Origin of the sequence: Streptomyces sp. NPDC002730, from assembly GCF_042888805.1 — a bacterium.
Lineage (GTDB): Bacteria > Actinomycetota > Actinomycetes > Streptomycetales > Streptomycetaceae > Streptomyces.
Genome location: NZ_JBIAQG010000009.1, coordinates 275,104 through 298,288, shown reverse-complemented (window position 1 = coordinate 298,288; position 23,185 = coordinate 275,104). Strand labels below are relative to the sequence as shown.

At 70.3% G+C, this 23,185-nt stretch carries 22 protein-coding genes; 14 read left to right on the top strand and 8 right to left on the bottom strand.

Features of this window, described 5'->3' with window-relative positions; all coding sequences use genetic code 11:
* Nucleotides 1-186: 186 nt before the first annotated feature.
* Nucleotides 187-1,809, top strand: coding sequence for a serine/threonine-protein kinase (locus tag ACFYXH_RS24040; protein WP_389566426.1), 1,623 nt, complete (start codon nucleotides 187-189; stop codon nucleotides 1,807-1,809).
* Entirely contained in the window at nucleotides 1,806-2,627 is an 822-nt protein-coding gene (locus ACFYXH_RS24035) for a hypothetical protein (RefSeq protein ID WP_389566423.1), read from the top strand. The genes ACFYXH_RS24040 and ACFYXH_RS24035 overlap by 4 nt, the downstream gene beginning before the upstream one ends.
* A 49-nt stretch (nucleotides 2,628-2,676) precedes the next feature.
* On the opposite strand, the gene ACFYXH_RS24030 is transcribed toward ACFYXH_RS24035, so the two are convergent.
* The gene (locus ACFYXH_RS24030) at nucleotides 2,677-3,495 is read right to left on the bottom strand and encodes a methyltransferase domain-containing protein (protein ID WP_389566420.1); all 819 of its coding nucleotides are present in this window, start codon (nucleotides 3,493-3,495) and stop codon (nucleotides 2,677-2,679) included.
* Between the two features lie 107 nt (nucleotides 3,496-3,602).
* Here ACFYXH_RS24030 and ACFYXH_RS24025 point away from each other — a divergent pair, with 107 nt between their 5' ends.
* Nucleotides 3,603-4,187 (top strand): dihydrofolate reductase family protein, encoded by a 585-nt coding sequence (locus ACFYXH_RS24025; protein WP_389566417.1) that lies wholly within the window; start codon nucleotides 3,603-3,605, stop codon nucleotides 4,185-4,187.
* 98 nt (nucleotides 4,188-4,285) lie between these two features.
* The gene (locus tag ACFYXH_RS24020; RefSeq protein WP_389566415.1) at nucleotides 4,286-5,068 is read left to right on the top strand and encodes a peptidoglycan recognition protein; all 783 of its coding nucleotides are present in this window, start codon (nucleotides 4,286-4,288) and stop codon (nucleotides 5,066-5,068) included.
* Between the two features lie 5 nt (nucleotides 5,069-5,073).
* Here ACFYXH_RS24020 and ACFYXH_RS24015 read toward each other — a convergent pair whose 3' ends face one another.
* Nucleotides 5,074-6,300, bottom strand: coding sequence for an MFS transporter (locus ACFYXH_RS24015; protein ID WP_389566412.1), 1,227 nt, complete (start codon nucleotides 6,298-6,300; stop codon nucleotides 5,074-5,076).
* Between the two features lie 154 nt (nucleotides 6,301-6,454).
* Here ACFYXH_RS24015 and ACFYXH_RS24010 point away from each other — a divergent pair, with 154 nt between their 5' ends.
* The 8 genes from ACFYXH_RS24010 (at nucleotide 6,455) to ACFYXH_RS23975 (ending at nucleotide 15,934) form a co-directional block, all read left to right on the top strand.
* Nucleotides 6,455-6,886, top strand: a complete 432-nt coding sequence (locus ACFYXH_RS24010) for a protein phosphatase (protein WP_389566410.1) — start codon at nucleotides 6,455-6,457, stop codon at nucleotides 6,884-6,886.
* Between the two features lie 281 nt (nucleotides 6,887-7,167).
* The gene (locus ACFYXH_RS24005; protein ID WP_389566407.1) at nucleotides 7,168-8,883 is read left to right on the top strand and encodes a PKD domain-containing protein; all 1,716 of its coding nucleotides are present in this window, start codon (nucleotides 7,168-7,170) and stop codon (nucleotides 8,881-8,883) included.
* Nucleotides 8,884-9,027: 144 nt separating this feature from the next.
* A complete protein-coding gene (locus tag ACFYXH_RS24000) occupies nucleotides 9,028-10,038 on the top strand; it encodes an SPFH domain-containing protein (protein ID WP_389566405.1) in 1,011 nt (336 codons plus the stop codon).
* Nucleotides 10,035-10,934 carry a hypothetical protein gene (locus ACFYXH_RS23995; RefSeq protein WP_389566402.1) on the top strand — a complete coding sequence of 300 codons (900 nt, stop codon included), beginning with the start codon at nucleotides 10,035-10,037 and terminating at the stop codon, nucleotides 10,932-10,934. The genes ACFYXH_RS24000 and ACFYXH_RS23995 overlap by 4 nt, the downstream gene beginning before the upstream one ends.
* 157 nt (nucleotides 10,935-11,091) lie before the next feature.
* Entirely contained in the window at nucleotides 11,092-11,850 is a 759-nt protein-coding gene (locus tag ACFYXH_RS23990; RefSeq protein ID WP_389566399.1) for a hypothetical protein, read from the top strand.
* Complete coding sequence (gene cseB, locus ACFYXH_RS23985; protein WP_389566396.1) at nucleotides 11,847-12,590, top strand: two-component system response regulator CseB; 744 nt, start codon at nucleotides 11,847-11,849, stop codon at nucleotides 12,588-12,590. Before ACFYXH_RS23990 ends, cseB begins: the two co-directional genes overlap by 4 nt.
* A 1-nt stretch (nucleotide 12,591) precedes the next feature.
* Nucleotides 12,592-13,896: a sensor histidine kinase gene (locus ACFYXH_RS23980; RefSeq protein ID WP_389566393.1), complete on the top strand. Its 1,305-nt coding sequence runs from the start codon at nucleotides 12,592-12,594 to the stop codon at nucleotides 13,894-13,896.
* 70 nt (nucleotides 13,897-13,966) lie between these two features.
* A complete protein-coding gene (locus tag ACFYXH_RS23975) occupies nucleotides 13,967-15,934 on the top strand; it encodes a transglycosylase domain-containing protein (protein WP_389566390.1) in 1,968 nt (655 codons plus the stop codon).
* Nucleotides 15,935-16,009: 75 nt separating this feature from the next.
* Here the strand turns inward: ACFYXH_RS23975 and ACFYXH_RS23970 are convergent, their stop codons facing one another.
* The 3 genes from ACFYXH_RS23970 to ACFYXH_RS23960 are packed head-to-tail and all read right to left on the bottom strand — an operon-like array spanning nucleotide 16,010 to nucleotide 18,496.
* Nucleotides 16,010-16,744 carry a TetR/AcrR family transcriptional regulator gene (locus ACFYXH_RS23970; protein WP_389566387.1) on the bottom strand — a complete coding sequence of 245 codons (735 nt, stop codon included), beginning with the start codon at nucleotides 16,742-16,744 and terminating at the stop codon, nucleotides 16,010-16,012.
* A gap of 33 nt (nucleotides 16,745-16,777) precedes the next feature.
* Nucleotides 16,778-17,689 carry an SDR family oxidoreductase gene (locus ACFYXH_RS23965; protein ID WP_389566384.1) on the bottom strand — a complete coding sequence of 304 codons (912 nt, stop codon included), beginning with the start codon at nucleotides 17,687-17,689 and terminating at the stop codon, nucleotides 16,778-16,780.
* A 60-nt stretch (nucleotides 17,690-17,749) separates the two neighbouring features.
* A complete protein-coding gene (locus tag ACFYXH_RS23960) occupies nucleotides 17,750-18,496 on the bottom strand; it encodes an SDR family oxidoreductase (protein WP_389566381.1) in 747 nt (248 codons plus the stop codon).
* Between the two features lie 135 nt (nucleotides 18,497-18,631).
* Between ACFYXH_RS23960 and ACFYXH_RS23955 the strand changes: the two genes are divergently transcribed.
* Complete coding sequence (locus tag ACFYXH_RS23955; RefSeq protein WP_389566378.1) at nucleotides 18,632-19,363, top strand: tyrosine-protein phosphatase; 732 nt, start codon at nucleotides 18,632-18,634, stop codon at nucleotides 19,361-19,363.
* Nucleotides 19,364-19,421: 58 nt separating this feature from the next.
* On the opposite strand, the gene ACFYXH_RS23950 is transcribed toward ACFYXH_RS23955, so the two are convergent.
* The 3 genes from ACFYXH_RS23950 to ACFYXH_RS23940 are packed head-to-tail and all read right to left on the bottom strand — an operon-like array spanning nucleotide 19,422 to nucleotide 21,866.
* Nucleotides 19,422-20,294 (bottom strand): amino acid ABC transporter ATP-binding protein, encoded by an 873-nt coding sequence (locus ACFYXH_RS23950; protein ID WP_389566376.1) that lies wholly within the window; start codon nucleotides 20,292-20,294, stop codon nucleotides 19,422-19,424.
* 7 nt (nucleotides 20,295-20,301) lie between these two features.
* Nucleotides 20,302-21,132 carry an amino acid ABC transporter permease gene (locus ACFYXH_RS23945; protein ID WP_389566374.1) on the bottom strand — a complete coding sequence of 277 codons (831 nt, stop codon included), beginning with the start codon at nucleotides 21,130-21,132 and terminating at the stop codon, nucleotides 20,302-20,304.
* The gene (locus tag ACFYXH_RS23940) at nucleotides 21,099-21,866 is read right to left on the bottom strand and encodes an ABC transporter substrate-binding protein (protein WP_362683903.1); all 768 of its coding nucleotides are present in this window, start codon (nucleotides 21,864-21,866) and stop codon (nucleotides 21,099-21,101) included. The genes ACFYXH_RS23945 and ACFYXH_RS23940 overlap by 34 nt, the downstream gene beginning before the upstream one ends.
* A gap of 386 nt (nucleotides 21,867-22,252) precedes the next feature.
* On the opposite strand from ACFYXH_RS23940, the gene ACFYXH_RS23935 reads away from it, so the two are divergent.
* On the top strand, nucleotides 22,253-23,173 hold the full coding sequence (locus ACFYXH_RS23935; RefSeq protein ID WP_389566372.1) for a family 16 glycosylhydrolase: 921 nt from the start codon (nucleotides 22,253-22,255) through the stop codon (nucleotides 23,171-23,173).
* The last annotated feature ends 12 nt before the right edge of the window (nucleotides 23,174-23,185 follow it).

Genomic DNA, 23,185 nt, shown 5'->3' with positions numbered 1-23,185 from the left:
CTGCTGCCCGCACGGTCTCCTCCAACCTGCGGTGGCCCACCGGATGCGCCCCGGAGGTGGCGGGAACCAGCCGTGACGGAAATGTGTCCCCCATGAGGACAGCAGGTGGGCTAGCGTGCGGCGGTCGTGCACAACTCCGTGGCGGCGCATCCGACCGCCGGGAATCGTGGCGTCGAGGGGGGCAGGATGAACGCGTGGTCGGTACCCGGGTACACCGAGTCCCGGGAGTTGGGCTCCGGCGGCAGCGGGCGCGTCGTCCTGGCCGTCCATGACGCGACCGGCTTGCCGGTGGCCGTCAAGTACCTCAGCGAGAGGCTGCGGACGGATTCCGGCTTCGTTCAGGTGTTCCGGGCGGAGGCACGTCTGCTCGGCGGCCTCGACTCGCCGCATGTGGTGGGGCTGTACGAATACGTCGAAGCGCCGCAGGGCGCCGCCATCGTGATGGAGCTCGTCGACGGCATCGCGCTGCGCGCGCTGCTGCAGCGCGAGGGTGCCACCGGCCCCGAGGCGGCGCTGGTGGTGCTCAAGGGCTCGCTGCTGGGACTGGCCGCCGCACACCGGGCAGGTGTGGTGCACCGCGACTACAAACCGGAGAACGTTCTGGTCGCGGCGGACGGCTCGTCCAAACTGGTCGACTTCGGCATCGCCGCGGGACGCGGCACCACGCCGGGAGTCGCCGGCACTCCCGCCTACATGGCTCCGGAACAGTGGAACGGGGAGCCCGCCTCACCGGCAGCCGACGTCTATGCCGCGACCGCGACGTTCTACGAGTGTCTGACCGGCCGCAAGCCGTTCTCCGGCGAGAACTTCGCCGAGCTGGCGCTGCAGCACATCAGCGCACCGGTCCCCGAGGAGGAGGCTCCGGAGCCGGTGCGCCCGCTGATCAGGCGCGGAATGGCGAAGGAGCCGGAGGAGCGGCCCGCGAACGCGGCGGCGTTCGTGGCGGAGCTGGAGGAGATCGCCGGAGCGGCCTACGGCCCGGACTGGGAGGAGCGGGGCCAGCGGAAACTAGCCGCGCTCGCCGCGCTTCTGCCGCTGCTCCTCCCCTCTGCTGCCGGCCAGGCCGCGGGGACCACCGAGCTGGCCACGACCGCCCTGGGCGGCGGCTGGGGCAGCTGGAAGCCGGGCCTGCGCGGGGTGTTGACGGGCATCGCCGCGCTGGTTGTGGCCGTGCTGGTCGCCGTTGCCGCGAAGGCGACCGGCGACGACCCGCGGCAGTCGACGGCTCAGGCCGTCGCCACCACCAGCGCGGTACCGGGCGCGTCGACCGCTTCGCCCGTCGGCCCGTCCGGCTCCGCGAGCCCATCGCCCACGGGCAGCGCCTCCGCCTCCGCCGACAGCTCCCCTTCTCCGTCCGGCAGCACGGCCACCGGACCAGCCGGACCCATCACGCCCTCACCCGTGATGTCGTCGACTCCGGCCTCCCCGCCGTCGTCGTCCGCGCCGTCCACCGACCCCAGTACTTCCCCTCCCGCCACCGCTCCGGTGAAGGTGAGGTCCGTCTCCGTCTCGAGCCTGCGTCAGACGAGTACGACGGGTGCCGCCGCGTCCATCGACGTCGTCACGGACGGGACCGGTCCCGTGACCATCGTCATCGCGTGGTTCACCGGCGACGCGAAGGGTGAACTGGGCTCGCAGGACGGCTCGCAGACCTTCGAGCGCAGCGGCGCGACGCAGTACACGATCGCGCTGGACCACACCTTCCGAGGTCGGGGCTGTTACTGGGGAGTCCGGGCGACGACGAACCCGACCGCCGCGAACGGCAGTTCCACGCAGCAGATCCTGACCCGGCGGTGCAGCATTCAATGAACGATCCACGTATCCCCCACGACCGCGCGCCTGGTTCCCCCGGCGACGTCGCACCGGCGCGCGCCGGGCACGACGGAGTCGGCGAAAGCGACGGCTACAGCGCGACCGCGCTGGGCAGCCACTGGTTCGAACATCCGGACCCGGAGGAGACCGCGTCGGCCGCGCCGGAGAACGCCACCCTGGTCCAGGACGCGCAGCCGACGAACGCCACCCTGGTCCAGGACGCGCAGCCCACGAACGCCACCCTGGTCCAGGACGCGCAGCCCACGAGCGTGGCACCCGACCGCGTGGAGGGCGAGGTACTCCGCTTCGGCCCGGGTGTGACCGCGGTCGTCCGGAACCGGAACCGCGACAACACGACCGCCGCACTCTGGCACGGGACACTGCCCGGCCGGCCCGCCGGGCCGGAGCCCCGTGAACGCCGCCGCGGTGGGCTCCGGCGGTACGCCCTGGCAGCCACGGTGCTGCTGGCCGTGCTGGCTTTCCTCGCCTGGCAGCGGTACGGGCCTGGCCTGGCCGTACGGGACGTGGCGGTGCAGACCGCTGCGGAGGGGCCCGGCTGCGAGGGCACGGCCGACGTCGTGGGCTTGGTGGAGACCAACGGACGGCCCGGCACCGTAACGTATCGCTGGGTGCGCAGCGACGGCACCGAGTCGGGCCTGCTGCGGGAGAAGATGACACGCGGTCAGAAGCAGGCACGTCTGCATCTGCTGTGGACGTTCCGCGGCCGGGGCGAGTACCGGGCCGGTGCGGAGCTGCGGATCATCTCGCCTTCCCGGCACACGGTCGCCGTACAGTTCAGGTACCGGTGCGTCTGAGCCTCGACAGGCCGGCGCGGGGGGGCCTGCATCCGGCACAGGCCCGGGGTCAGGCCGGACGGTGCGCGATGACGCCGAACATGGTCACGGACATATGCAGAGCGTCCTGCTCGGCGGCCGCGGTGAGGTCTGCGTACAACCGGTCCCGCTGCTGCTCAGTGATCTGCTCGCGCCGCACGGCGGCCACGCCGAGCATCCGGATGAGTGGCCAGTTGACCTTCCTTGTGCTCTGGATGAGCGCCTGTGAGCCGAGGTCGTCGATCTCCAGCCCCGCTGCGGCCAGCTGACCGGCCAGCTTCCGCCCGGCGTACGGGTTGGCTGCCGCCGAGAGCGCGCCGCCGGTCAGCTCCGCGACCACGTCGGCCTCGCCGGGGTGCAGGATCGTGGTCGCCCAGTCGGTGTCCAACAGCGCGACCCGCCCACCCGGCCGCAGCACCCGCGCGATCTCCGCGGCCGCCTTCTCCGGCTCGGTGAGGTGCTGGAACACCCGCTCGCACCAGACCACGTCCACATCGGCATCGCCCATCGGCAGCGCGAGCGCGTCGCCGTCCACGAATCGGGCCGGGCTGCCGGCCTCGGCCGCCCGCTGCTGGGCAACCGACCGTAGTCCGGGGTTCGGTTCAACCCCGATCGCGTCACCGCCCGGTGTCACCGCCGCCGCCAGCACCAAGGTCTCCGACCCCGTACCGGCTCCGATGTCCACCGCTCGCTCGCCGCGCCGCGCGGCGACACCGAGGTGCGCCCACTCGCGCAGTCGCCGCACGCCCTCGCTCGCTGCCTGCCCGTCCAGCGCGCCGACCAGCCGCTCCGTGTCCGCGCCGCCGATATTGTCCGAGTGAAACGCCGAGGTCGGCCGCGAATCCGCCATGCGGCCCACTGTAGTTGTCCGCTGGACCGAGGCCATGAGGCCGATGAGTCTCGCCGGCTGCGGCAGTCGTCAGTGGTGAACGAGTGCCGACCTCTGGAGGCCCGGAAATGAGAGACCTGATCGTCACCGAGAACATCACGGTCGATGGCGTCGTCGAAGCGACGGAGGGCTGGTTCGCGCCGGCCGGTGACGGGCCGCAGGCCGACCAGTCCGACCTCGAGGCAGCACTTCGTGCACATATGGAGGCTGCCGACGCGTTCCTCGTCGGGCGGGTGACTTTCGAGCAAATGCGCGATTACTGGCCGAAACAGACCGACGACAGCACGGGCATCACCGAATATCTCAATACCGTGTCCAAGTACGTCGTCTCCCGCACGCTGCGCGACCCTCATTGGGAGCACACCACCGTGCTGCGGGGTGCGCTCCGGGCCGAGGTTGAGTCGCTGAAGTCCAGGCCGGGCAGAGACATCGTCGCGACGGGCAGTATCAGCCTGGTACAGGAACTGATCTCGGCCGGGCTGGTCGACGAGTACCGGTTGTTCGTGTACCCGGTCGTCCTCGGACACGGCCGGCGGTTGTTCGTGGACGCGAGCGAGATCGCGAAGCTGCGACTGATGGAGACCCGGCCGTTCGGCTCGGGCATCGTGCTGCTGCGCTACCGGACAGTACAGCCGGCCCCGCCGCCTTCGTGACCGGCCGTAATGTGCGGGAAGGCGTCGCGGGACCGTTGTCCTCGCGACGCTGCGCGCAGCGGAGGCGCACCCGGGAGTGCCGTCGTACGCTCATCGTCATGACCATCGACCGGCGCATGCTGCTCCGCGGCATGGGCAGGGCAACCGCGGCAGGCGTGATCGGTGCCGCACTGGCCGCCGGCAACAGTGGCAGGCCACCCACGGCGGCTCGCGCGGAACGCCCCACCCGCCCGCGGCCCCGGCCCGCCACCCCGTGGGCCACCGCTCAGCCGGCCGTCGTACCGCGCGCTGTCTGGCAGACCCACCCGATGCCTCCCCATAGGCCCGAGCTCTCCGCGACCACGGTCAAAGCGGTCTTCATCCATCACACCAACAGCGGAAACAACTACTCCCGGCGAGAGGTCCCCAATCTCATCCGCTTCCTCTCCGACGACCACATGGAGCGCCGGGGCTGGGACGACGTCGGCTACAACTTCTTCGTCGACCGGACCGGCACCATTTACGAGGGACGCTCCGGAGGCATCACCCATCCTGTCGTCGGCGCGCACACCCTGGGCTTCAACGTCGGCACCGTCGGCATTGCGGCGATAGGCAGCTATGGCTCCGGCTCGGCCGTGCCCGCGCCGATGCTGGAGGCGCTAGCCCGGCTCGCCGCCTGGAAGCTCGGTCTGTACGGGGTCGACCCACGCGGCACAACGACCCTGGTCTCCACCAATGACGGCAGCAAGTACCCGAAGGGAAAACAGGCCGTCTTCCACACGATCTCCGGGCACTGCGACGGCTATTGGACACGGTGCCCGGGTTCCGGGCTCTACACACGCCTTCCGCAGATCCGCGAACGCGCCGCCCGCCTCCAGGGCCGCACCGACGCGCCGTCCTGACCTCGTCAACCGGCGTATGCAAGCCTGGCGCCGGACTTCTCGGCCCAGCGCACCGCGGGTCCCATGGCAACTCCGGCTGCCAGGAACAGCGCGCCGAGCAGCAGCCAGCCGGGGACGCCCCAGCCGACGATCAGGGTGGTCAGCAGCAGCGGGCCGAGCATCCGGGCCACGGAGACGCCGGTACCGAAGAAGCCCTGGTACTGCCCTTGTTGGCCGGCCGGGGCCAGGTCGAAGCTGATCTGCCAGGCACCGGCGGACTGCATCATTTCGCCGACGACCTGAAGTACCGCGCCGGCCAGCAATACGGCCACAGCGACCCAGGCGGCTGGTCCCGCCGCTGCCGAGAGGGCGAAGACGGCGCAGGAGGCGAGCATCACCGCGCCGCCGCGCCAGACCGTGCGGGTGGCGCTGGGCAGGTCGGTCACCGCGGCGGCCGTGCGGACCTGGAAGAGCATGACGGCTCCGGTGTTGAGCACGAGCAGGGCGGAGACGCTCCAGCCGGGCGCCGAGGTCCGTTCCACGATCCACAGCGGGATGGCCAGGCTGATGAGGGGCATCCGGAGCAGCATGACCATGTTGAGAAACGAGACCAGCGCGTACGGGCGGTCGCGGAGCACGGCGAGTTCGGGACCGCCGCCGGTGGACGGGGCTGCGGGCTGCACGGTGGGCAGCCGCAGCAGGACGAGCGCGCACAGGGTGAAGGCCGCGGCGTCCATCGCGAAGACCGAGAGATACGCCTCGCGGGTGCCGAAGTGCAGGGCGACGCCGCCGGCTGCGGCACCGACGGCCAGGCCGGCGTTGAGCGTCGACTGCAGGTAGGCCAGGGTCTCGGTTCGTTCCGCCTTGGCCACCAGGCCTGCGAGCAGCGCCTGCCGGGCGGCGGCCAGGCCGCACTGGGCTGTTGCGTAGAAGCAGGCGGCCAGCAGGAACGGCACGAAGGAGCGTACGAAGAGGAAGGAGGCCACCGAGGTGGCGGTCGCCAGTGCCAGGAGCACAGCGGTGGAGCGGGGACCGCGGCGGTCGGCCAGGTGGCCGAGGGGGACGCCCGCGACGGAGCCGATGGCCCAGGCGACGGTGAGGCCCAGGCCGATCCGGGCGGGCGAGAGACCGACGATACGGGAGAAATAGAGGGCGGAGCAGACGTAGTACGCGCCGTCGCCCAAGGAGTTGACCAATTGGGCGACGGCGAGTACTCGTGGCGACCCGCTCGGCGGCACGATCCGGAGAGACATGGGGCTCCTTGGGTAAGGGGCGACCCCCCTGCCGGCCGCGCTGCCCCTTACCCTAGGAGCCCAAATGGCCCCGTAAGCAGGCCATTTCGCTGCCGGTTGGCTGGGCCATTCTGTTTCCGTACCCGTCCGTCGTGACAGCGAATAGGGTGGGTGCGTGACCGAGCTCTGGAATCCCTCCGACGCCGGTGTCCTCCGGCTTCCTTCCGGCCGTGCGGTCCGGGGCCGGGGCCTTCGGCGCCCTCTTCCGGACGGGCCGAAGCCCGCGTACGGCGTGTACCTGCTCGGCAAGCGGCCTCCCGAGGTTCCGTGGGAAGCCCGGTGGCTGCGCTGGCCGGATTTCCGGCTGCCCAGCAGCCATGCGGATGCTCAAGCTGCCCTCGGTGAGGCATGGGCCCGCGCCGGTGTCGAACGGGTCGAGATCGCCTGCGGCGGAGGCCGTGGCCGGACCGGAACAGCCCTGGCCTGCCTTGCCGTCCTCGATGGAGTGCCGGCGGACCGGGCGGTGGACTTCGTGCGCCGGCATTACGACGCCCGCGCGGTCGAAACCCCCTGGCAGCGACGCTATGTGCGGCGCTTCTCCGACTGAATGCGGCTGAATTCGACTGCCCCGAGCCGGAAATGAAGTAACGGTGGGTAAGTGACCAGTCTCACCGCGCTTGGCCCCCTGCGCGCGTTTCACGCCCGTTTCCGACTGCCATGATCCCTACTGATGCGGGGTCAGTTAGCTCCCCGCGGACCGAAACAGGCAGCAGAAACAGGGGCGTTGGCGTGAGAGATACGTGGTTACGGCAGGTGGCGCGAAGGCGTGGGGGCAGCGGCGGGGGCTCCGCTCCACGCGGACCGGGGACGGCCCGCTCCGCTGCCGCGGTGGCCGCGGCGGCGGTGCTGCTCGGCCAGCTGCTCGGCGGGCACCCCGCCGCAGCGCAGACAGCCGCATTGCCGGGATCCGCGTACCCCCTCGTCCTCGACGTGGATCTGACGCCGAATCCGGTGTGCAGCGGACCGGTCCGGGGCCGGGTGCAGATGTACGACCCCGCCGCGGCGAAGGCCGGCGCCACGGTGGAGTGGCGGGTACGGGCCGGGCAGGAGCAGCTGGCCGGCGGGCAGACCGTCATGGACGCGAACGTGTCCGCGGCCGAGTTCAGCATCCCGTTCGACCGCGTACCGGCGGCGAGCACGGCGCTGCAGTTCGACGCGCGCGTGCTCCCCTCGTCGGAGGGACGGGAGCCCGGCCCGTACGGAAAGATCTGGCGGGACACCGTCCGGCGGGGCTGCGACCCGGTGCGCGTGGCATCCGTCGGCGACTCCGTCGTATGGGGGCAGGGCCTGGACCACGACCAGAAGTTCCCCTACCTGACGGGCGAGCTCCTCGGCCGCGAGACCGGCCGGGGACATCAGCACATGGACTACTCGATCTCCGGCGCGGTCCTCGACGCACCCGAGCTGCCCGCGGGCAATGACGACGCCGGCTGCCTGCGGATGCAGGAGAAACAGGACCCGGACGGCGACGGGGAAATGGAGTTCGGCGAGGTCACTCAGCAAATGCCCGACGTGTTCTGCCAGTTGGAACAGGCGGGCGCGCAGGCGCGGGCGGGCGGATACGGGCTCGATCTGGTCGTCGTCAACGGGTGCATCAACGACATCGACCCCTTCTTCGGCATCGGCGTCGGCATCACGCCCGGCTCGAAGAAGGTGCCCGAGGCCGTGCGGCGCGAGTGCTCGGGCATCGGCGCGGCGGCCGAGAACCCAGCCAAGGATGTGCCGTACTTCAGCGGCGCCAAGGTCGGCTACGGCGGCCGCGGTATGCAGGCGGCGATCAAGAAGGCGCATTCGCTGCCGGGGCGGCCCAAGGTGCTCGTGGCCGACTTCTACTACGCGCTGAGCCGCAGCAGTTCGCCCGTCCCGGTGAAGACCTGCACGGCGCCGGGGGTTGCCGGTGCCCGGCTGGCCGCCTGCAAGGGCGCGCTCGGCGGTGTGGCCGAGCGCTACGAGCAGTACACCCAACTGGCCAACGACGCCTACCGGCAGGCGGCCGCGGCGGCCAACGCCGCCTCCTCCGACGGCCCGTACGCGGTTGCCGCCGACGGCCTGTTCTCCCGGGACAATGCCGTGCTCGCCCCGCACTCCAAGGTCTGGGCCACTCCGGTCTCCGACCCCGCGTTCCCGCTGCGCACGCGGGCCTGCCCGGAGCTCAGCGGGACTCCGGCGCAGTGTCTGTCCGCTGCCGTCGCCCATCCGGACATCGTCGGCGCCCGCCAGTACGCCGACGCTTTCCTCCTCAACCCGCGCCTGCGCCAGTGGTTCCACCTCCCGGCCGACGGCCCGCACGCGCTGCTGGACGCCCCGGAGGACGGGCACACCGGGAGCCCGGTTCGCCTGAGCGCGACCGTGGACGGGAAGGCGCCTCCGGCCGGATACAGCTACCGCTGGTACTTCGGTGACGGCACCCAGCAGGAGACCAGCGAGGCAACCGTCACCCATGTATTCGATGGGGAAGGCCCCTTCCTGCCACGCCTGGTGCTGACCGCTCAGGACGGCCGGCAGGTCCTGAGCGAGGCCGCGGAACCCGTCACGGTGAGCTGACCGTCTCGTACGAAGGGGAGTCTCGGGGGCGGTTCGCGAATGCGGGCCGCCTCCGAGCCGTCCCGGGCACCCGCCCATTTCGTCGCCTTGACGATAACGGTCCCGGCCTATATCGTCTGACTGACGAAAAAGGGGGAAGTCTTCATGGCCGACATCATCAAGCGCCTGGGATGGCGCCATCTCCGTACCGCGCCCACCGCGCATGTGCGCCACTTCCGGCGCGGGCGGCTCGTGCACGACGGGCCGGGACTGAGCTTCTGGTTCCGTGCGCTGACCGCCGCGCTCTCCGAAGTCCCGGTCGACGACCGGGAACTGGCCATGGCCTTCCATGCCCGCACCTCTGACTTCCAGGACGTCAGTGTGCAGGCGACGGTGACGTACCGGATCAGCGAACCGGCCACCGCCGCAGCTCGTCTGGACTTCTCGATCGATCCGGACACCGGCGTCTGGCGCGGCGCCCCGCTGGAACAGCTGTCCACCCTGCTCACCGAGACCGCACAGCAGCACGCGCTGGACGTCCTGGCCCGTACGCCGCTGGCTGCAGCCCTTGTCGACGGCGTCGCGGCGGTCCTGGAGCGGATCACCGACGGTCTGGCCGCGGAGCCCCGGCTGCCCGCCACCGGCATCACCGTGGTGGCCGTCCGCGTGGTCGCCCTCCGCCCGGAACCGGAGGTGGAACGGGCGCTGCGCACCCCCGCGCGCGAGCAGATCCAGCAGGAGTCGGACCGGGCGACGTACGAACGCCGGGCCGTCGCCGTGGAGCGCGAACGCGCGATCGCCGAGAACGAACTGGCCAGCCGGATCGAACTGGCCCGCCGCGAGGAGCAGTTGGTCGAGCAGCACGGCACCAACGCCCGCCGCGAGGCCGAGGAGAACGCGGCGGCGGACGCCGTACGGGCCGAGGCTGAGGCCGCGCGCACGGTACAGCTGGCCAAGGCCGAGGCCGAAGCGGCACGCGAAGTCGGGCAGGCGCGGGCCCAGGCACAGGCCGCCTGGCTGCGGGTGCACGCCGAGGTGGACGCCGCCACTCTGCACGCGCTGGCCGCGACCCGGGTCGCCGAGAACCTGCCGCGCATCGACAGCCTCACCCTCTCCCCCGATGTCCTCACCGGCCTGCTGGCCAAGCTCGGCCGGGCCGACGGCGAGCAGTCGTGAGTCTCGCGCCGCGCGCGGTGCTGGTGCACCGGGCCACCGAGTACGAGGAGTTGCTCGCCCGGCACGGCACCCATGGCCAGGCCGACTTCTTCCTCTCCTCGCGCGGCCGGAGCATCCAGGAGGTGACCGAGCGGCATCATCGTGCGCGGCGGGCGCTCGCCGATGTGGCGGCGGCGGTGCCGCTGGCATGGCGGCAGACCCGGGTGGAACGCGCGGACCTCGACCGTTTCCTCTTCGGTCCCGAAGACGTGGTGGTCGTGGTGGGCCAGGACGGTCTGGTGGCCAACGCCGCCAAGTATCTGTCGGGTCAGCCGGTGGTGGGGATCGATACCGACCCCGGCCGCAACCCGGGCGTGCTGGTGCGCCACCGTGCGGCCGATGCCGCCAAGCTGCTCCCGGCGGCCGCGTCCGGCGGAGGCGCCGTCGACGAACTCACCATGGTGGAGGCGGTCGCCGACGACACCCAGCGGCTGCTCGCCCTCAACGAGATCTACCTCGGCCCGCCCGGCCACCAGACCGCCCGCTACCGGCTGAGTACCGGTGCGGACGCCGCCCGCACCGAACCCCAGGCCTCCTCCGGAGTCCTGGTGGGTACCGGCACCGGCGCCACCGGCTGGCTGCGCTCCCTGTGGCAGCAACGCGGCAGCAGCCTGCCGCTGCCCGGTCCCGCCGACCCTCAACTGATCTGGTTCGTAAGGGAGGCCTGGCCGTCGCCCGCCACCGGCACCACACTCGTGGAAGGCGTACTGGCACACGCGGAACGGCTGCGGCTGACCGTCGAGTCGGACCGGCTGGTCGCGTTCGGCGACGGGATCGAGACCGACGCGCTGGACCTCACCTGGGGCCAGACGGTCCGTCTCGGCATCGCAGGCACCGCACTGCGGCTGCTCCACTGACCCAACCGGCGGCGCACTCGGGCCCGCGCCGGCGGTGGGTACCGGCCGTCGGCGGTAGGCGCGGGCCCGCGTCAACGCCAGGGCCCGCAGCCGGTTCCGCTCGGCGGTACGAGCCCGCGCCTACCCCTCGTACGGCCGCCGGTACGCTGTTGTGTCTATGCGTCGCTTCCCCCACACCGGCCCCCTTCACCACAGGCGGCCCCTCCTGGCCGCCCTCGTCGTCGGTGCGGCCCTGTCCGTGGTCGCCGGCTGTGCGTCCGAGACCGGCGCACGGGACGGTGGCGTGGCGCCCAGCCTCTCGCCGCCCATCAGCGCGCAACCGCTGTGGCCGCAGTACGCCCCACCGTCGCCGCCCGCGGCAGGCGAGACCAGCCCCTCGTACAAGCGGTACCTGACCGTCGACGGCATCACCGTGCCCGCGGGCGGGCTCAGGAAGGTGGCGGTGAAGGAGCTGCTGGAGAAGGACCCCAATGTGCCGCAGTTGGTACGGGCCGCGATGAAGAACTGCCCCGGCTCCGGCTGCGGTCTGCGCAACCCCGCCTACCGGGACCTGACCGGGGACGGCCGGGACGAGCTGGTGGTGGCGCTGGACGAGGAGTCGGCCGGGCTGACTCTGATTCAGGTCTACTGGGCCCTGGGCGGCACGGTGCGGCCGGTGCTGATCAGTTGGGGGCCGCTCGGGCTGACCGGCGAAACGTTTGGCCACGACCTGGTGCTCACCTCGACCGGCGACGACGGCCGGTTCACCACCCGCTATCGGTGGAACGGCGCGGTGATGACCGCGGGCGTCCCGCAGGACCAGGCCGGCGACCCGGCAGGAACGGGCTCAGGCTCAGGCTCAGGCACGGGCCCAAGCACGGGCACGGGCACGGGCACGGGTTCGTCCATGAGTCCGCAGAGAAGGACACCCCGATGACCCCGATACCGCCGACGACGCCCGCCTTCGCTCCGCCCGGCTCCGCGGCCGAGGCGCATCTGCTGCTCGTCGAGGACGACGAGGTGATCCGTAACACCGTGCGGATGCTGCTGGAGCGCTACGGCTTCACCGTCTCCACCGCGGGCGACGGCCTCACCGGCCTGGAGATCTTCCGCGAGCGGCGCCCGGACCTGCTGCTGCTCGATGTGATGCTGCCCGAACTCGACGGAATCGGGCTGTGCCGCAGAATCCGTGAACTGAGCCTCGCGCCAATCCTGATGATGTCCGCCCGCGGTGACGCACTCGACGTCGTGTCAGGGCTGGAGGCGGGCGCCGACGACTATGTCGTCAAACCCTGCGAGAGTGCCGTACTTGTCGCGCGGATCCGCTCACTGCTGCGCCGCGCCTCCTTCACCCCGGCCGCCGGCCCGGACCGCGAGAGCGAGGACGGCACGAGCACGCTGGTCTTCGGAGATCTGACCATCGACACCCGCGGGATGGAGGTATGGCGCGCGGGGCAGGCGCTCGCCCTGACCCCGACCGAACTTCGGATGCTTCTCGAATTCGCGGCATCTCCCGGCGTCGTTCTGGAGCGCCGTACGCTGCTCAGCCGGGTGTGGGACCACGCCTGGCACGGCGACACCCGCGTGGTCGACCTCCATGTACAGCGCCTGCGGGCGAAGATCGGCGCCGAACGGATCGAGACGGTCCGCGGCTTCGGCTACAAACTGCGGCGCTGAGATGGCACTGAGATGGCGGATCGCCGCCCTGGTCGCCGTGGCCATCTGCGCTGTCGCCGCAGCCGTCGGCGTGCTGGTCCACCACGCCTCGCGCGACCGTGAACTGTCGCAGGCCCGCGACAGCGCCCGTACGACCCTCGACCGGGCGGCCGTCACCTACGCCCGCACGGGCGCGGTGCAGGGCACGGGTGCCGCACTCGACGCGCCGGGCCTGCCCGGCGACTTGCGGGGGCTGGTGGCGAAAGGCCGGCAGGGAACGGAGTTCACCACCGCAGAGGAAAGGCCCGCAATGTGGGCTGCCCGTCCGGCAGGTGGCCGGGTGCTGTCCGTCCGCGTCGATATGAGCACCACCATGCGGGACATCCGCGCCCTCGATACCAGCATCGCCTGGGCCAGTGTGATCACCACCGCGGTGGTGCTGCCGCTCAGCGTACTGACCGCCGGACGGATGAGCCGCCGGTTGCGCACCGCCGCCGGCACCGCCCGGCGTATCGCGGCCGGAGATCTCGATGCCCGGATCCGCGCCGCAACCCACCCGCGCGACGAGATCGCCGAGATTTCCGCCGCCGTGGACACGATGGCCGCCGCTCTGCAGGAACGGCTGCGCGGTGAGCAGCGTTTCACCGCCGACGTCGCCCATGAACTGCGCACCCCGCTCATGGGCCTGGTCACCGCAGCCGAACTGCTCCCCGAGGGGGAGGCGGCCGGCTATGTACGCGACCGTGTACGAGTACTGGCCGCGCTGGTCGAGGAACTGCTGGAGATCTCCCGGCTGGACGCCGGAGCGGAACAGGCGGATCTGTCCCGCTGCCCGGTCGGAGCCCTCGTCGAGGAGATCGTCGCCCGCGCCGGCCTGTCCGTACACCTTCTTACGGAGGGGCCGTCCGCGGCGGGTGGGGAGGCGAAAGTCTGGACCGACGCGCGCCGGCTGGAGCGCATTCTCACCAATCTGATCGTCAACGCGCACCGGCACGGGCGTCCTCCGGTCACCGTCACGGTCACCGCGGACGGCCGCACCGTGACCGTCGAGGACCGTGGCCCCGGCTATCCGGACACCATGCTCAGAGACGGGCCGCAGCGCTTCCGCACCGGAGCGCGCGCCCGCGGCACCGGTCACGGGCTGGGGCTGACCATCGCGCTCGGCCAGGCCGAAGTCATCGGCGCCACCTTGAAGTTCACCAACGCACCTGCCGGCGGTGCCGTCGCTGTACTCCACCTCCCCGGCCCCGGCCCCGACACCGCGTGCGGGCCGGAGACGGAGACGGATACCCAACCGGCCGGCGGTCCGGGGCCGATACACAGCTGATACAACTCCGTGTCCCAGCCGATGTCTTCCTTTCGGTTGACAAAGATCTTCGGCGTCGAGGATGGCGCCCATGCGTATCAGGCACAGTCCCGACCGGACCGCGGATCAGCTGACAGCGAGCTGGGCCGGTGCGGCCCGCGAGGCCGATACGGACGACGCGCTGAGAGAACCGGCGAAGACCGGCGACCGGAACGGCGGGCGGCGCGGGCGCAGGAAGTCCGTGCGGTCGCGAAGGCCCGGGAAGCGGACGGGCTTTCGCCGGTTCGTCAGCTGGCGCAAGGCACTCGCCGGTGTGATCGTCCTGTGCGCCCTGGTGACCGGCGCGTTCACCGTTCTCTACGTCGCCATCGACATCCCCCGGGCCAACGATCTGGCGAAGGCGCAGAGCAACGTCTTTCTGTACAGCGACGGCTCCCGTCTCGCCCGGACCGGGGAGATCAACCGGGAGACGGTTCCGCTCGACCGAGTGCCGAAGGATGTGCGATACGCGTTCGTCGCGGCCGAGAACAAGGACTTCTACAGCGACTCCGGCATCTCGCTGACCGGCACCGCCCGCGGCATCGTCAACACGCTGACGGGACAGGGCACACAGGGCGGATCGACCATCACGCAACAGTACGTCAAGAACTACTACCTCAGCCAGGAACAGACCGTCACCCGCAAGTTGAAGGAACTGGTCATCTCCCTGAAGGTCGACCGGAGCAACACCAAGGACGACATCCTCGCCGGATATCTGAACAGCAGCTACTACGGCCGGCTCGCCTACGGCATCCAGGCCGCGGCCCGCGCCTACTACGGCAAGGAGGTCGAGGACCTCACTGTCGAGCAGGGCGCCTACCTCGCCGCGCTGCTGCAGGCACCCAGCCAGTACGACTGGGCCATCGCCGCCCCCGAGGCCAAACGGCTGGTCCAGCAGCGCTGGGGCTATGTGCTCGACAACATGGTCGGCGAGGGCTGGCTGGACAAGAACGAGCGGCAGCGGATGCGCTTTCCCGTGCCGCTGGCCCCCCAGCCCGGCGCGGGACTGTCCGGGCAGGCCGGCTATCTGGTGGACGCCGCCCGGCGGGAACTGACGGCCTCGGGCATCAGCGAACAGGAACTGGCGGGCGGCGGCTGGCGGATCACTCTCAACATCGAACCGGACAAACAGCGGGCACTGGAACAGGCGGTCCGGTCGGGAGACAGCAACAGCGACAGCGGCCAGCAGGCGCCGTCCGGCGCACCGGCGCAGGACCCGGACCGGCAGGCCGGAGCGGTTTCGGTGGATCCGCGGACCGGCCGCATCGTGGCGCTCTACGGCGGCCGCGACTACATGAAGCACTACCTGAGCAACGCGACCCGCTCCGACTACCAGGCCGGCGCCACCTTCGAACCGATTGCCTACGCCGCGGTGATGGAGGCCAAGAGGCAGAATCAGGGTGAGAGCGGCCTCAAACAGATCAGGCAGACCGCCGCAGACCTCGGCATCGCACCGGACGCCGGCGGCTTCACGGCACCGCGCGCCACGGAGCTGGGACTGATGGGCGTCAGCCCACTGGAAATGGCCGGTGTCTACGCCTCCCTCCACCACCAGGGCAAGAAGGTCACGCCGTCGATCGTGAAGTCGGCGCAGCGCGGCGAGGAGCGCACCTCGCTGCCGGGCGCGGTGGGCGGCCAGGCAATCGACCCCGGGACCGCAGAGCTGGTCATCTCCGACCTCGCCTTCTCGCCCATCCGTGGCATCGGTCGGCGCGGCGGCGTCGGGCCGGAGGTGGCGGGCAGGACCAAGCAGATCGTGACAGCGGCCTCGGGTCCCACCGACGACAGGAAGGCCGAGTGGTACATCGGTGCCACCCCCGACCTCGTCACCACGGTCGCCCTCTTCGGCGAGGACGCCAAGACGACGAAGCAGGTCAAGCTGCGGCACATCGGGGACGGCCACCCCGCCAGAATCTGGAACCTCTACACCGAACAGGCGCTGGGCAGTGAGTCCTCGGCCGTACCCGAGCCGGAGTACGGGAGCGGGAGCGGTGACGAGGCGGCGGACAGCGGTCAGTAGCCCCCCGGAGACCAGCGGTGGCGGGTCCGGACGCGGACCTGCCACCGCTGCTCAAGCCGCAGGGGCGCGCTGCCGTCAGGGGTTGTGGGGGGTGTTCGACAGGCGGTCCAGCCATTCGGCCATCAGTGCCGTCTCGGCGGTACTGAGCGCCGGGACGGGCGACCGGCGGAGGAGGGCGCCCAGCCGGGCCGCCGCGGCCGGGAGCTGTGCTTCGTCTCCGCCGACGCCCGCGTCCGACGCGCTCGGGGTGGCGTCGGGGCCGGACACGTCCGGGGTGAAGACGGCGGCGTGCACAGCGTCCCGTACGCGCCGCGAGGTGCTCTTGTCGGTGAACGTCGAAGGGCGGGATACGAGCATGAGGGCGACGCCGACGTTGGCCGACATGACGATCTGGGCGGCCAGTTCGGGGGCGAGGCGGAGCTTGCCCTGGGCTGCGACGCGTTCCAGGTCCCTCGTGAGGATCTGGTGGGACTCCAGCGCCGCGGCCGGTGGTGTGCGCATGGCGGGGGAATTCATCAGCCGGTACAGGTTCGGGTTCTGCAGGGCGAAGTCCACATGGGTGTCCCAGCCGTTGCGCAGGTCCTCGACGGGGTCCGTGCCGGGGCTGCGCTGCCGCTTCGTCGCCAGGTACTTGTCGAAGCCGTAGTCGACGACGGCCGACAGCAGGCCTTCCTTGTCCCCGAAGTGCCGGTAGAGCGCCGGGGCTCCCACTCGCGCAGCCTCACACACGGCCCGGGTGGAGACGTCCCCGTTCTCGGACCGCGCGACCAGCTCGGCCGCCACTTCCAGGATGCGTTCTCGGGTGCTCATCGGCAGGACGCTATCAAGGCCGGCGTAGCGCTGCTACGCGGACCGAGGACTCATGGTGTGTGTCGGTGCGAGGAGGTCCTGGAGCCCGATGCGGGTGAGGAACTGGGCGCGGATGCGGTCGGCGACGTCGCTGACCTCTTCGGAGCCGTCGTTCACGGGGTCGATGTGGACGCGGAAGGGACGGGTGCCGTGCGGGGTGTCGACGACTTCGACGATGGCGTCGGCGACCTGGGCGACGTCTGCGTCGGCGGGCGCGAGGGCGGCCAGGCTGCTGGAGACCTGGTCCATCAGGCCGGCGTAGCGGGCCTCGTAGTCGGGGATGACGGTCTGCTCGGCGGGGTGGCCGCCGGTGGCGAAGTGGTTGGTGCCTGAGGTGAAGGAGCCCGGAACGATGATGGTCGTCTCGATGTTGAACCGTGCCAGCTCTGCGGCGTAGGAGACTGCGAGGGAGTCCATCGCGGCTTTGGCGGCGAAGTAGGGTGCGAGGTAGGGCGGGGTGCCGCCCCGGGTGGAGGTGGATCCGATCCACACCACGAGCCCGTTTTCCTGGGCGCGCAGGTGGGGCAGGGCAGCCCGGTTGACGCGCTGGGTGCCGAGCACGTTCGTGTCGTAGACGGCGGCGAGTTCGGTCGGCGTGAAGGCCTCGCTGGGGCCGGTGACCATGTGGCCGGCGTTGTGGATGATCACGTCCAGTGAACCGGCCTTGTCCACCACGGTGCTGACAGCGGCGTCGGCCGACTCCTGGGAGAGCACGTCGAGTTCGACCGTGCGGAGATCCACGTCGTGCTCGGCGGCGTAGGTCCTGGCATCGGTGACACGGTCGGCGTTGCGCCCCTCGGTGTTGCGCATCCCCGCGTAGACGGTGTGGCCGGCCCGGGCCAGCGCCCGTGCGGCCAGGGCCCCGAAACCGGAACCGGCACCCGTAATGACGATCGTCTTGCCCATGAGGTGACTCCTCGGTCTGTTGAGCAGAAAAGGCTGGCGAGATGGCGGTGGGGGCGGGGGTCAGGCGATGCCGCCGTTGGCCCGCACGACCTGGCCGTTGACCCAGCGGCCGGGGCCGGCGAGGAAGGCGACGACGTCGGCGATGTCCTGCGGGGTGCCCAGGCGTTCCAGCGGTGCCTGGGCGGCCATCTTCGCGATGGTCTGCTCGTCCTTGCCGTCCAGGAACAGGGCGGTCGCGGTCGGCCCGGGGGCCACGGCGTTGACGGTGATGTCCCGTCCGCGCATCTCGCGGGCCAGGATCAGCGTCATTGCCTCGACCGCGCCCTTGGTGGCGGCGTAGGCGCTGTAGCCGGGCAGGGCCAAGGCCAGTACGGAGCTGGAGAAGTTGATGATCGCGCCGCCGCCGCGCAGTCGGCGTGCGGCCTGCTGGTCGACGACGAACGTCCCGCGGATGTTGGTGCGGTGCATACGGTCCAGGGCGTCCAGGTCGGTGTCGACCAGCGGCGCGAGTGTCATGACACCGGCCGCGTGCACGACCACGTCGACTCCGCCGTAGGTGTCCTCGGCGGCGTCGAAGAGTGCCGACACCGCGGCCTCGTCGGCCACGTCGGCGCGGAACGCGATCGCCTGCCCGCCGGCGGCGGTGATGGCGGCTACCGTCGCCTCGGCCTCGGTGTGGTTGCCCGCGTAGTTGATGACGACCGCGAACCCGTCGAACACCAGCCGCTCGGCGCTCTCCCGGCCGATGCCGCGGGACCCGCCGGTGACGATCGCTACCCGGCGTGAAGTGATGGACTGCTCGCTCATGGCCTTTGCTCCCTGTCCCGACTGAGGTGGCGTTCTCCACCCCGACGAGAGCAACGCTAACACCAATCCGTTATCAACGCTACCATTGGCGTAACGACGCTACGCCAGAGGTCGGCAGCCCGTACCGTGGCGCGAATGATCAGACACATAGCGTTCGAGCGGCTGCACAACTTCCGGGATCTGGGGGGCTACGGCACCGCGGACGGCCACACCGTGCGGTGGGGCCGGCTCTACCGGTCCGACTCCCTGGCCAAGCTCGACGGCGCCGATCTCGACCGATTCCTCGCTCTCGAGGTGCGCACCGTGATCGACCTGCGCTACCCGTGGGAGATCGAGGCACGAGGCCGGGTTCCCGACCGCGAGGGGCTCAGCTACGTCAACCTCAGCGTGGAACACCGCCCCTACGACCAGGCGACCATCGACCCCGGCGTCGACCCCTGGCGCTTCCTCGCCGACCGGTACGCGGAAGTCGCACTCGACGGGGCCAAGGAGCTACGTCAGGCGCTCGAGGTCATCGCGTCGAACACCAGCGGCCCGCTGGTGTTCCACTGCGCATCCGGCAAGGACCGCACGGGACTGCTGGCCGCCCTGGTCCTCGCCCTCGTCGGGGTGGCCGAGGACGATATCGCCGCGGACTTCGCGCTCACGGAACTGGCCACGGACCGGCTGATCGCCGACTGGCGGGCCGCCCACCCCGAGCGGACCCTGACGTGGCCCGGCTACGGACGAGCGCCGGAAGAGATCATGCGGCTGTTCCTGGCCGATCTGTCCGCCACGTACGGATCCGTGTACGACTACGCCGTCCGGCACCTCGGCGTCGACGACCAACTGATCGAACAACTGCGCACCCGGCTCCTGGCGGGCTGAGCCGCCCGGGCCGGGTGCACGCTGAACCCGGGCAGACCCCGGGTTCAGCCCGATGCAGTCAGCTGTCCCGGTCCGCGCCGGGCTCCCCGGACTCCGTGTCCCTGTCCTTGTCCGTGACGGACGGCGTCGTATCCGGGCCCGGCCGGTCCGTGGCGGCCGGGTCCAGGATGCGGTTCAGGAAGTTCCTGGTCCGCTCATGCTGCGGAGCGCCCACCACCTGCGCGGCCGGGCCCTGTTCGACGATCACGCCGCCGTCCATGAACACCACCCGGTCGGCAACCTCCCGGGCGAAGCTCATCTCATGGGTGACGACCATCATCGTCATGCCCTCCCCGGCCAGCAGCCGCATCACCGCCAGCACCTCCCCCACCAGCTCGGGATCGAGCGCCGAGGTCGGCTCGTCGAAAAGCATCACCTCAGGGTCCATGACCAGCGCCCGCGCGATCGCCACCCGCTGCTGCTGTCCTCCGGACAGCTGCGCGGGGTAGGCGTCGGCCTTGTCGGACAGCCCGACACGTTCCAGGTTCTCCCGCGCCACCTTCGCCGCGCGCGCCTTGTCCCGGCGCAGTACGCGACGCTGCGGCAGCGTGAGGTTCTCGGTCACGTTCACATGCGGGAAGAGGTTGAACTGCTGGAAGACCATGCCGATACGGCGGCGTACCGCGTCGATGTCGACGTCGAGGTCGGTGACTTCCGTGCCGCCGACGAAGACCTGGCCCGCGCTGGGTTCCTCGAGCAGATTCACACAGCGCAGCAGGGTGGACTTGCCCGACCCGGACGGCCCGATGACACAGACCACCTCGCCCCGCGCGATATCGAGGTCGATGCCCCGCAGCACTTCGTTGTCGCCGAACGATTTGTGCAGACCCCGGATCTCGATCTCCGGCCCGCCGGCCCCCGTGCTCTCCACTGTCTCCGCCTTCTGTGACATCTCGTCCTCACCTGGCCTTTTCGGCACGAGCCTCGAGGCGGCGTACCACGAAGCTCAGCGGAATCGTCACCAGCAGGTAGCACAACCCCGCCACCAGGATCGGCGTCGAGTTCGCGGTCTGACTCGCCAGATCGCGGCCGAATTTGGTCAGTTCGCGCTCCTCCAGCGTCACGCCGAGGAACAGCACCAGCGACGAGTCCTTGAAGAGCAGTACCAGCTCATTCGTCAGCGGTGGAATCACGATCCGGAACGCCTGCGGGATGATCACCGACACCATCGCCCGGGCTCTGGAGAAGCCCAGCGAACGGGCCGCCTCCATCTGCCCCTTGGGCACGGCCTGGATACCCGCCCGAATCGTTTCTGCCATATAGGCCGCGGCCACCAGTCCAAGACCGAGCGCGACCTTCCCGTACACACCGCCGGGGATCTGCGTTCCGGGGAACGCCAGCGGCACCGCCACACCGACGAAGATGAAGATCAGCAGGGCGGGCAGGCCGCGGAACAGCTCGATGTAGATGCTCGCGACCCAGCGGTACGGGGCCACCGACGACAACCGCATCAGCGCGATGATCAGGCCCAGCACCAGGCCGAAGATGAATCCGGAGAGCGTGTACACCACGGTGTTGCGCAGCGCCGTGGTGATGATGGCCGGGAACAGCTCTTTGGCGAGGTCCTTCTGCGCGAACTGGTTCTGCAGCCGGTCCCAGTCGGCCAGAACGCCGATCAGGACCAGTACCGCCACGAACACCGCGTACTGGACGCCCTGCCAGACGCGGCGCCGCTGCCGCCGGGTCAGCCGAGAGGTCACGACTTGGCCTTGGGCAGCGGACCGATCCACTGCTGATACAGCTTGTCGTACGTGCCGTCGGCCCGGGCGTCCGTGACCGCCTTGTTGATCGCCGCCAGCAGCTTGGCGTTGCCCTTCTTCACCGAGAAGCCGTACTGCTCACCGGTCTCGATGTTCTGACCGAGGACGAACTCGGCCGCGTTCGCCTTGTCCTTCAGCCAGCCCTGGACGACCGGGTAGTCAATGACGACGGCGTCGACCTGGCCGGTGCGCAGTCCGTTGAGCACCGCGTCCGAACTCTCGAACGCGACCGGGTCGAAACCCTGGTCCTTGGCGTAGCTCTCGCCGGTCGTCTCCGCCTGGGCGCCGAGCTTCTTGTGCTTGGCCTTGATGTCGGCGAGCGACGTCACTCCGCTCTTCTTCGTCGCCAGCAGCGCCTGAGTGGCGTCGAAGTACGGGACGGAGAAGTCCACGTTCTTCTTGCGCTCAGGGGTAATCGTCATGCCGGCGGCGGCCAGATCGCACTCGCCGGAGTTGAGGAAGGCACCGGTCTTGAAGTTCTCGAACGGTGTGTCGAGGATCTTCTGCTCGACCTTCAAATTCTTGGCGACCAGATCGATCAGGGCCACGTCAAAGCCGACGACCTTGCCGTTCTGCTCGAACTGGAACGGCGGATAGGGCAGGTGGGTGCAGGTGGTCAGCTTGCCCTTCGCGACCACGGGGACGCCGCCTGCCGCCTCACCGGGGCCGTCACCGCCGGAGGAACAGCCGACGGCAAGGAACATCCCGGCCGCGACAGCACCAACGGTGACGCGGGCCCGGCGGGTAGAGCGAGTGCGACGAGCACCGACCGACCACAACACAGCAGACCTCCAACGGAGCGGGTGGGTGGCGGACAGAACGGGGAGCCACCCGTCGAGATCGTAAAGCACCTGGGCCGTGGGGTGACGGAGCTGTCCACGACACGGACCTGGTCAGGACGGTCGGGCAGGCAATAAGTCCGTGGTCCATACCAAGGTCTTGACAGTCCCTTAGTTCACTTCTTAAATCACGTAGTGAACTAAGTACCCCCCACCTCGGTCGGCGCATCCCATCCGCACATCCCCTTTGCGCCCTTGTCTGTCATATGCATGACAGACCCCTTCCTCTTCATGCACCGGAAGGGAGAGTCATGGACTCCCCACGCTTGTCGCGGCGCTTGTTGCTGTCTGTTTCTTCGGCTCTTGCCCTCGCGTCGCTCACCACCGGCCTGGCGAACGGTGAACCCGCGCCGGCGGTCGCCGCCAGGCCCGCCGCAGTGCCCGCAGCCACGCCCGCCGCGGCGCCCGCAGCCGTGCCGTTCTCCGACGACTTCGACGGTCCCGCGGGCTCCGCCGTCGACGCCGCCAAATGGCAGATCGAGACCGGCGACAACGTCAACAACCACGAACGGCAGTACTACACGGCCGGCAACCGCAACGCCGCTCTCGACGGGCAGGGCCATCTGGTCATCACCGCCCGCCGGGAGAACCCGGGCAACTACCAGTGCTGGTACGGCAGATGTGAGTACACCTCCGCCCGGCTGAACACCGCCGGCAGGTTCACCCGGGCGTACGGACATGTCGAGACCAGGCTGAAGGTGCCACGCGGCCAGGGCATGTGGCCGGCCTTCTGGATGCTGGGCCATGACATCGGCCAGGTCGGCTGGCCCGGCTCCGGCGAGATCGACGTCATGGAGAACGTCGGCTTCGAACCCTCCACCGTCCACGGCACCCTCCACGGCCCCGGTTACTCCGGCTCCGGCGGCATCGGCGCCGCCTACACGCTGCCGGGCGGCCAGATCTTCGCCGACGCCTTCCACACCTTCGCCGTCGACTGGTCTCCCGACTCCGTGACCTGGTCCGTCGACGGCACGGTCTACCAGCGGCGTACGCCCGCCGATCTCGGCGGCCGTACCTGGGTGTTCAACAAGCCGTTCTTCCTGATCCTCAACCTCGCGGTCGGTGGCTACTGGCCCGGCGACCCCGACGGCAGCACCGCCTTCCCCCAGCAACTCGTCGTCGACCATGTGCGGATCAGCACCAGCGACAGCCCCGTACACCGGCAGACCTGACCTCTCCATCCC

What these genes read in the sequence shown, in the direction of transcription:
- ACFYXH_RS24035 (WP_389566423.1), top strand. Translation starts at nt 1,806, where the DNA reads ATGAACGATCCACGTATCCCCCACGACCGCGCGCCTGGTTCCCCCGGC.
- ACFYXH_RS23980 (WP_389566393.1), top strand. Translation starts at nt 12,592, where the DNA reads ATGGCACTGAGATGGCGGATCGCCGCCCTGGTCGCCGTGGCCATCTGC.
- ACFYXH_RS23935 (WP_389566372.1), top strand. Translation starts at nt 22,253, where the DNA reads ATGGACTCCCCACGCTTGTCGCGGCGCTTGTTGCTGTCTGTTTCTTCG.
- ACFYXH_RS23975 (WP_389566390.1), top strand. Translation starts at nt 13,967, where the DNA reads ATGCGTATCAGGCACAGTCCCGACCGGACCGCGGATCAGCTGACAGCG.
- ACFYXH_RS24040 (WP_389566426.1), top strand. Translation starts at nt 187, where the DNA reads ATGAACGCGTGGTCGGTACCCGGGTACACCGAGTCCCGGGAGTTGGGC.
- ACFYXH_RS24015 (WP_389566412.1), bottom strand. Translation starts at nt 6,300, where the DNA reads ATGTCTCTCCGGATCGTGCCGCCGAGCGGGTCGCCACGAGTACTCGCC.
- ACFYXH_RS23955 (WP_389566378.1), top strand. Translation starts at nt 18,632, where the DNA reads ATGATCAGACACATAGCGTTCGAGCGGCTGCACAACTTCCGGGATCTG.
- ACFYXH_RS23970 (WP_389566387.1), bottom strand. Translation starts at nt 16,744, where the DNA reads ATGAGCACCCGAGAACGCATCCTGGAAGTGGCGGCCGAGCTGGTCGCG.
- ACFYXH_RS23965 (WP_389566384.1), bottom strand. Translation starts at nt 17,689, where the DNA reads ATGGGCAAGACGATCGTCATTACGGGTGCCGGTTCCGGTTTCGGGGCC.
- ACFYXH_RS23990 (WP_389566399.1), top strand. Translation starts at nt 11,092, where the DNA reads ATGCGTCGCTTCCCCCACACCGGCCCCCTTCACCACAGGCGGCCCCTC.
- ACFYXH_RS24025 (WP_389566417.1), top strand. Translation starts at nt 3,603, where the DNA reads ATGAGAGACCTGATCGTCACCGAGAACATCACGGTCGATGGCGTCGTC.
- ACFYXH_RS24030 (WP_389566420.1), bottom strand. Translation starts at nt 3,495, where the DNA reads ATGGCGGATTCGCGGCCGACCTCGGCGTTTCACTCGGACAATATCGGC.
- ACFYXH_RS24000 (WP_389566405.1), top strand. Translation starts at nt 9,028, where the DNA reads ATGGCCGACATCATCAAGCGCCTGGGATGGCGCCATCTCCGTACCGCG.
- ACFYXH_RS23960 (WP_389566381.1), bottom strand. Translation starts at nt 18,496, where the DNA reads ATGAGCGAGCAGTCCATCACTTCACGCCGGGTAGCGATCGTCACCGGC.
- ACFYXH_RS23950 (WP_389566376.1), bottom strand. Translation starts at nt 20,294, where the DNA reads ATGTCACAGAAGGCGGAGACAGTGGAGAGCACGGGGGCCGGCGGGCCG.
- ACFYXH_RS24020 (WP_389566415.1), top strand. Translation starts at nt 4,286, where the DNA reads ATGACCATCGACCGGCGCATGCTGCTCCGCGGCATGGGCAGGGCAACC.
- cseB (WP_389566396.1), top strand. Translation starts at nt 11,847, where the DNA reads ATGACCCCGATACCGCCGACGACGCCCGCCTTCGCTCCGCCCGGCTCC.
- ACFYXH_RS23940 (WP_362683903.1), bottom strand. Translation starts at nt 21,866, where the DNA reads ATGTTCCTTGCCGTCGGCTGTTCCTCCGGCGGTGACGGCCCCGGTGAG.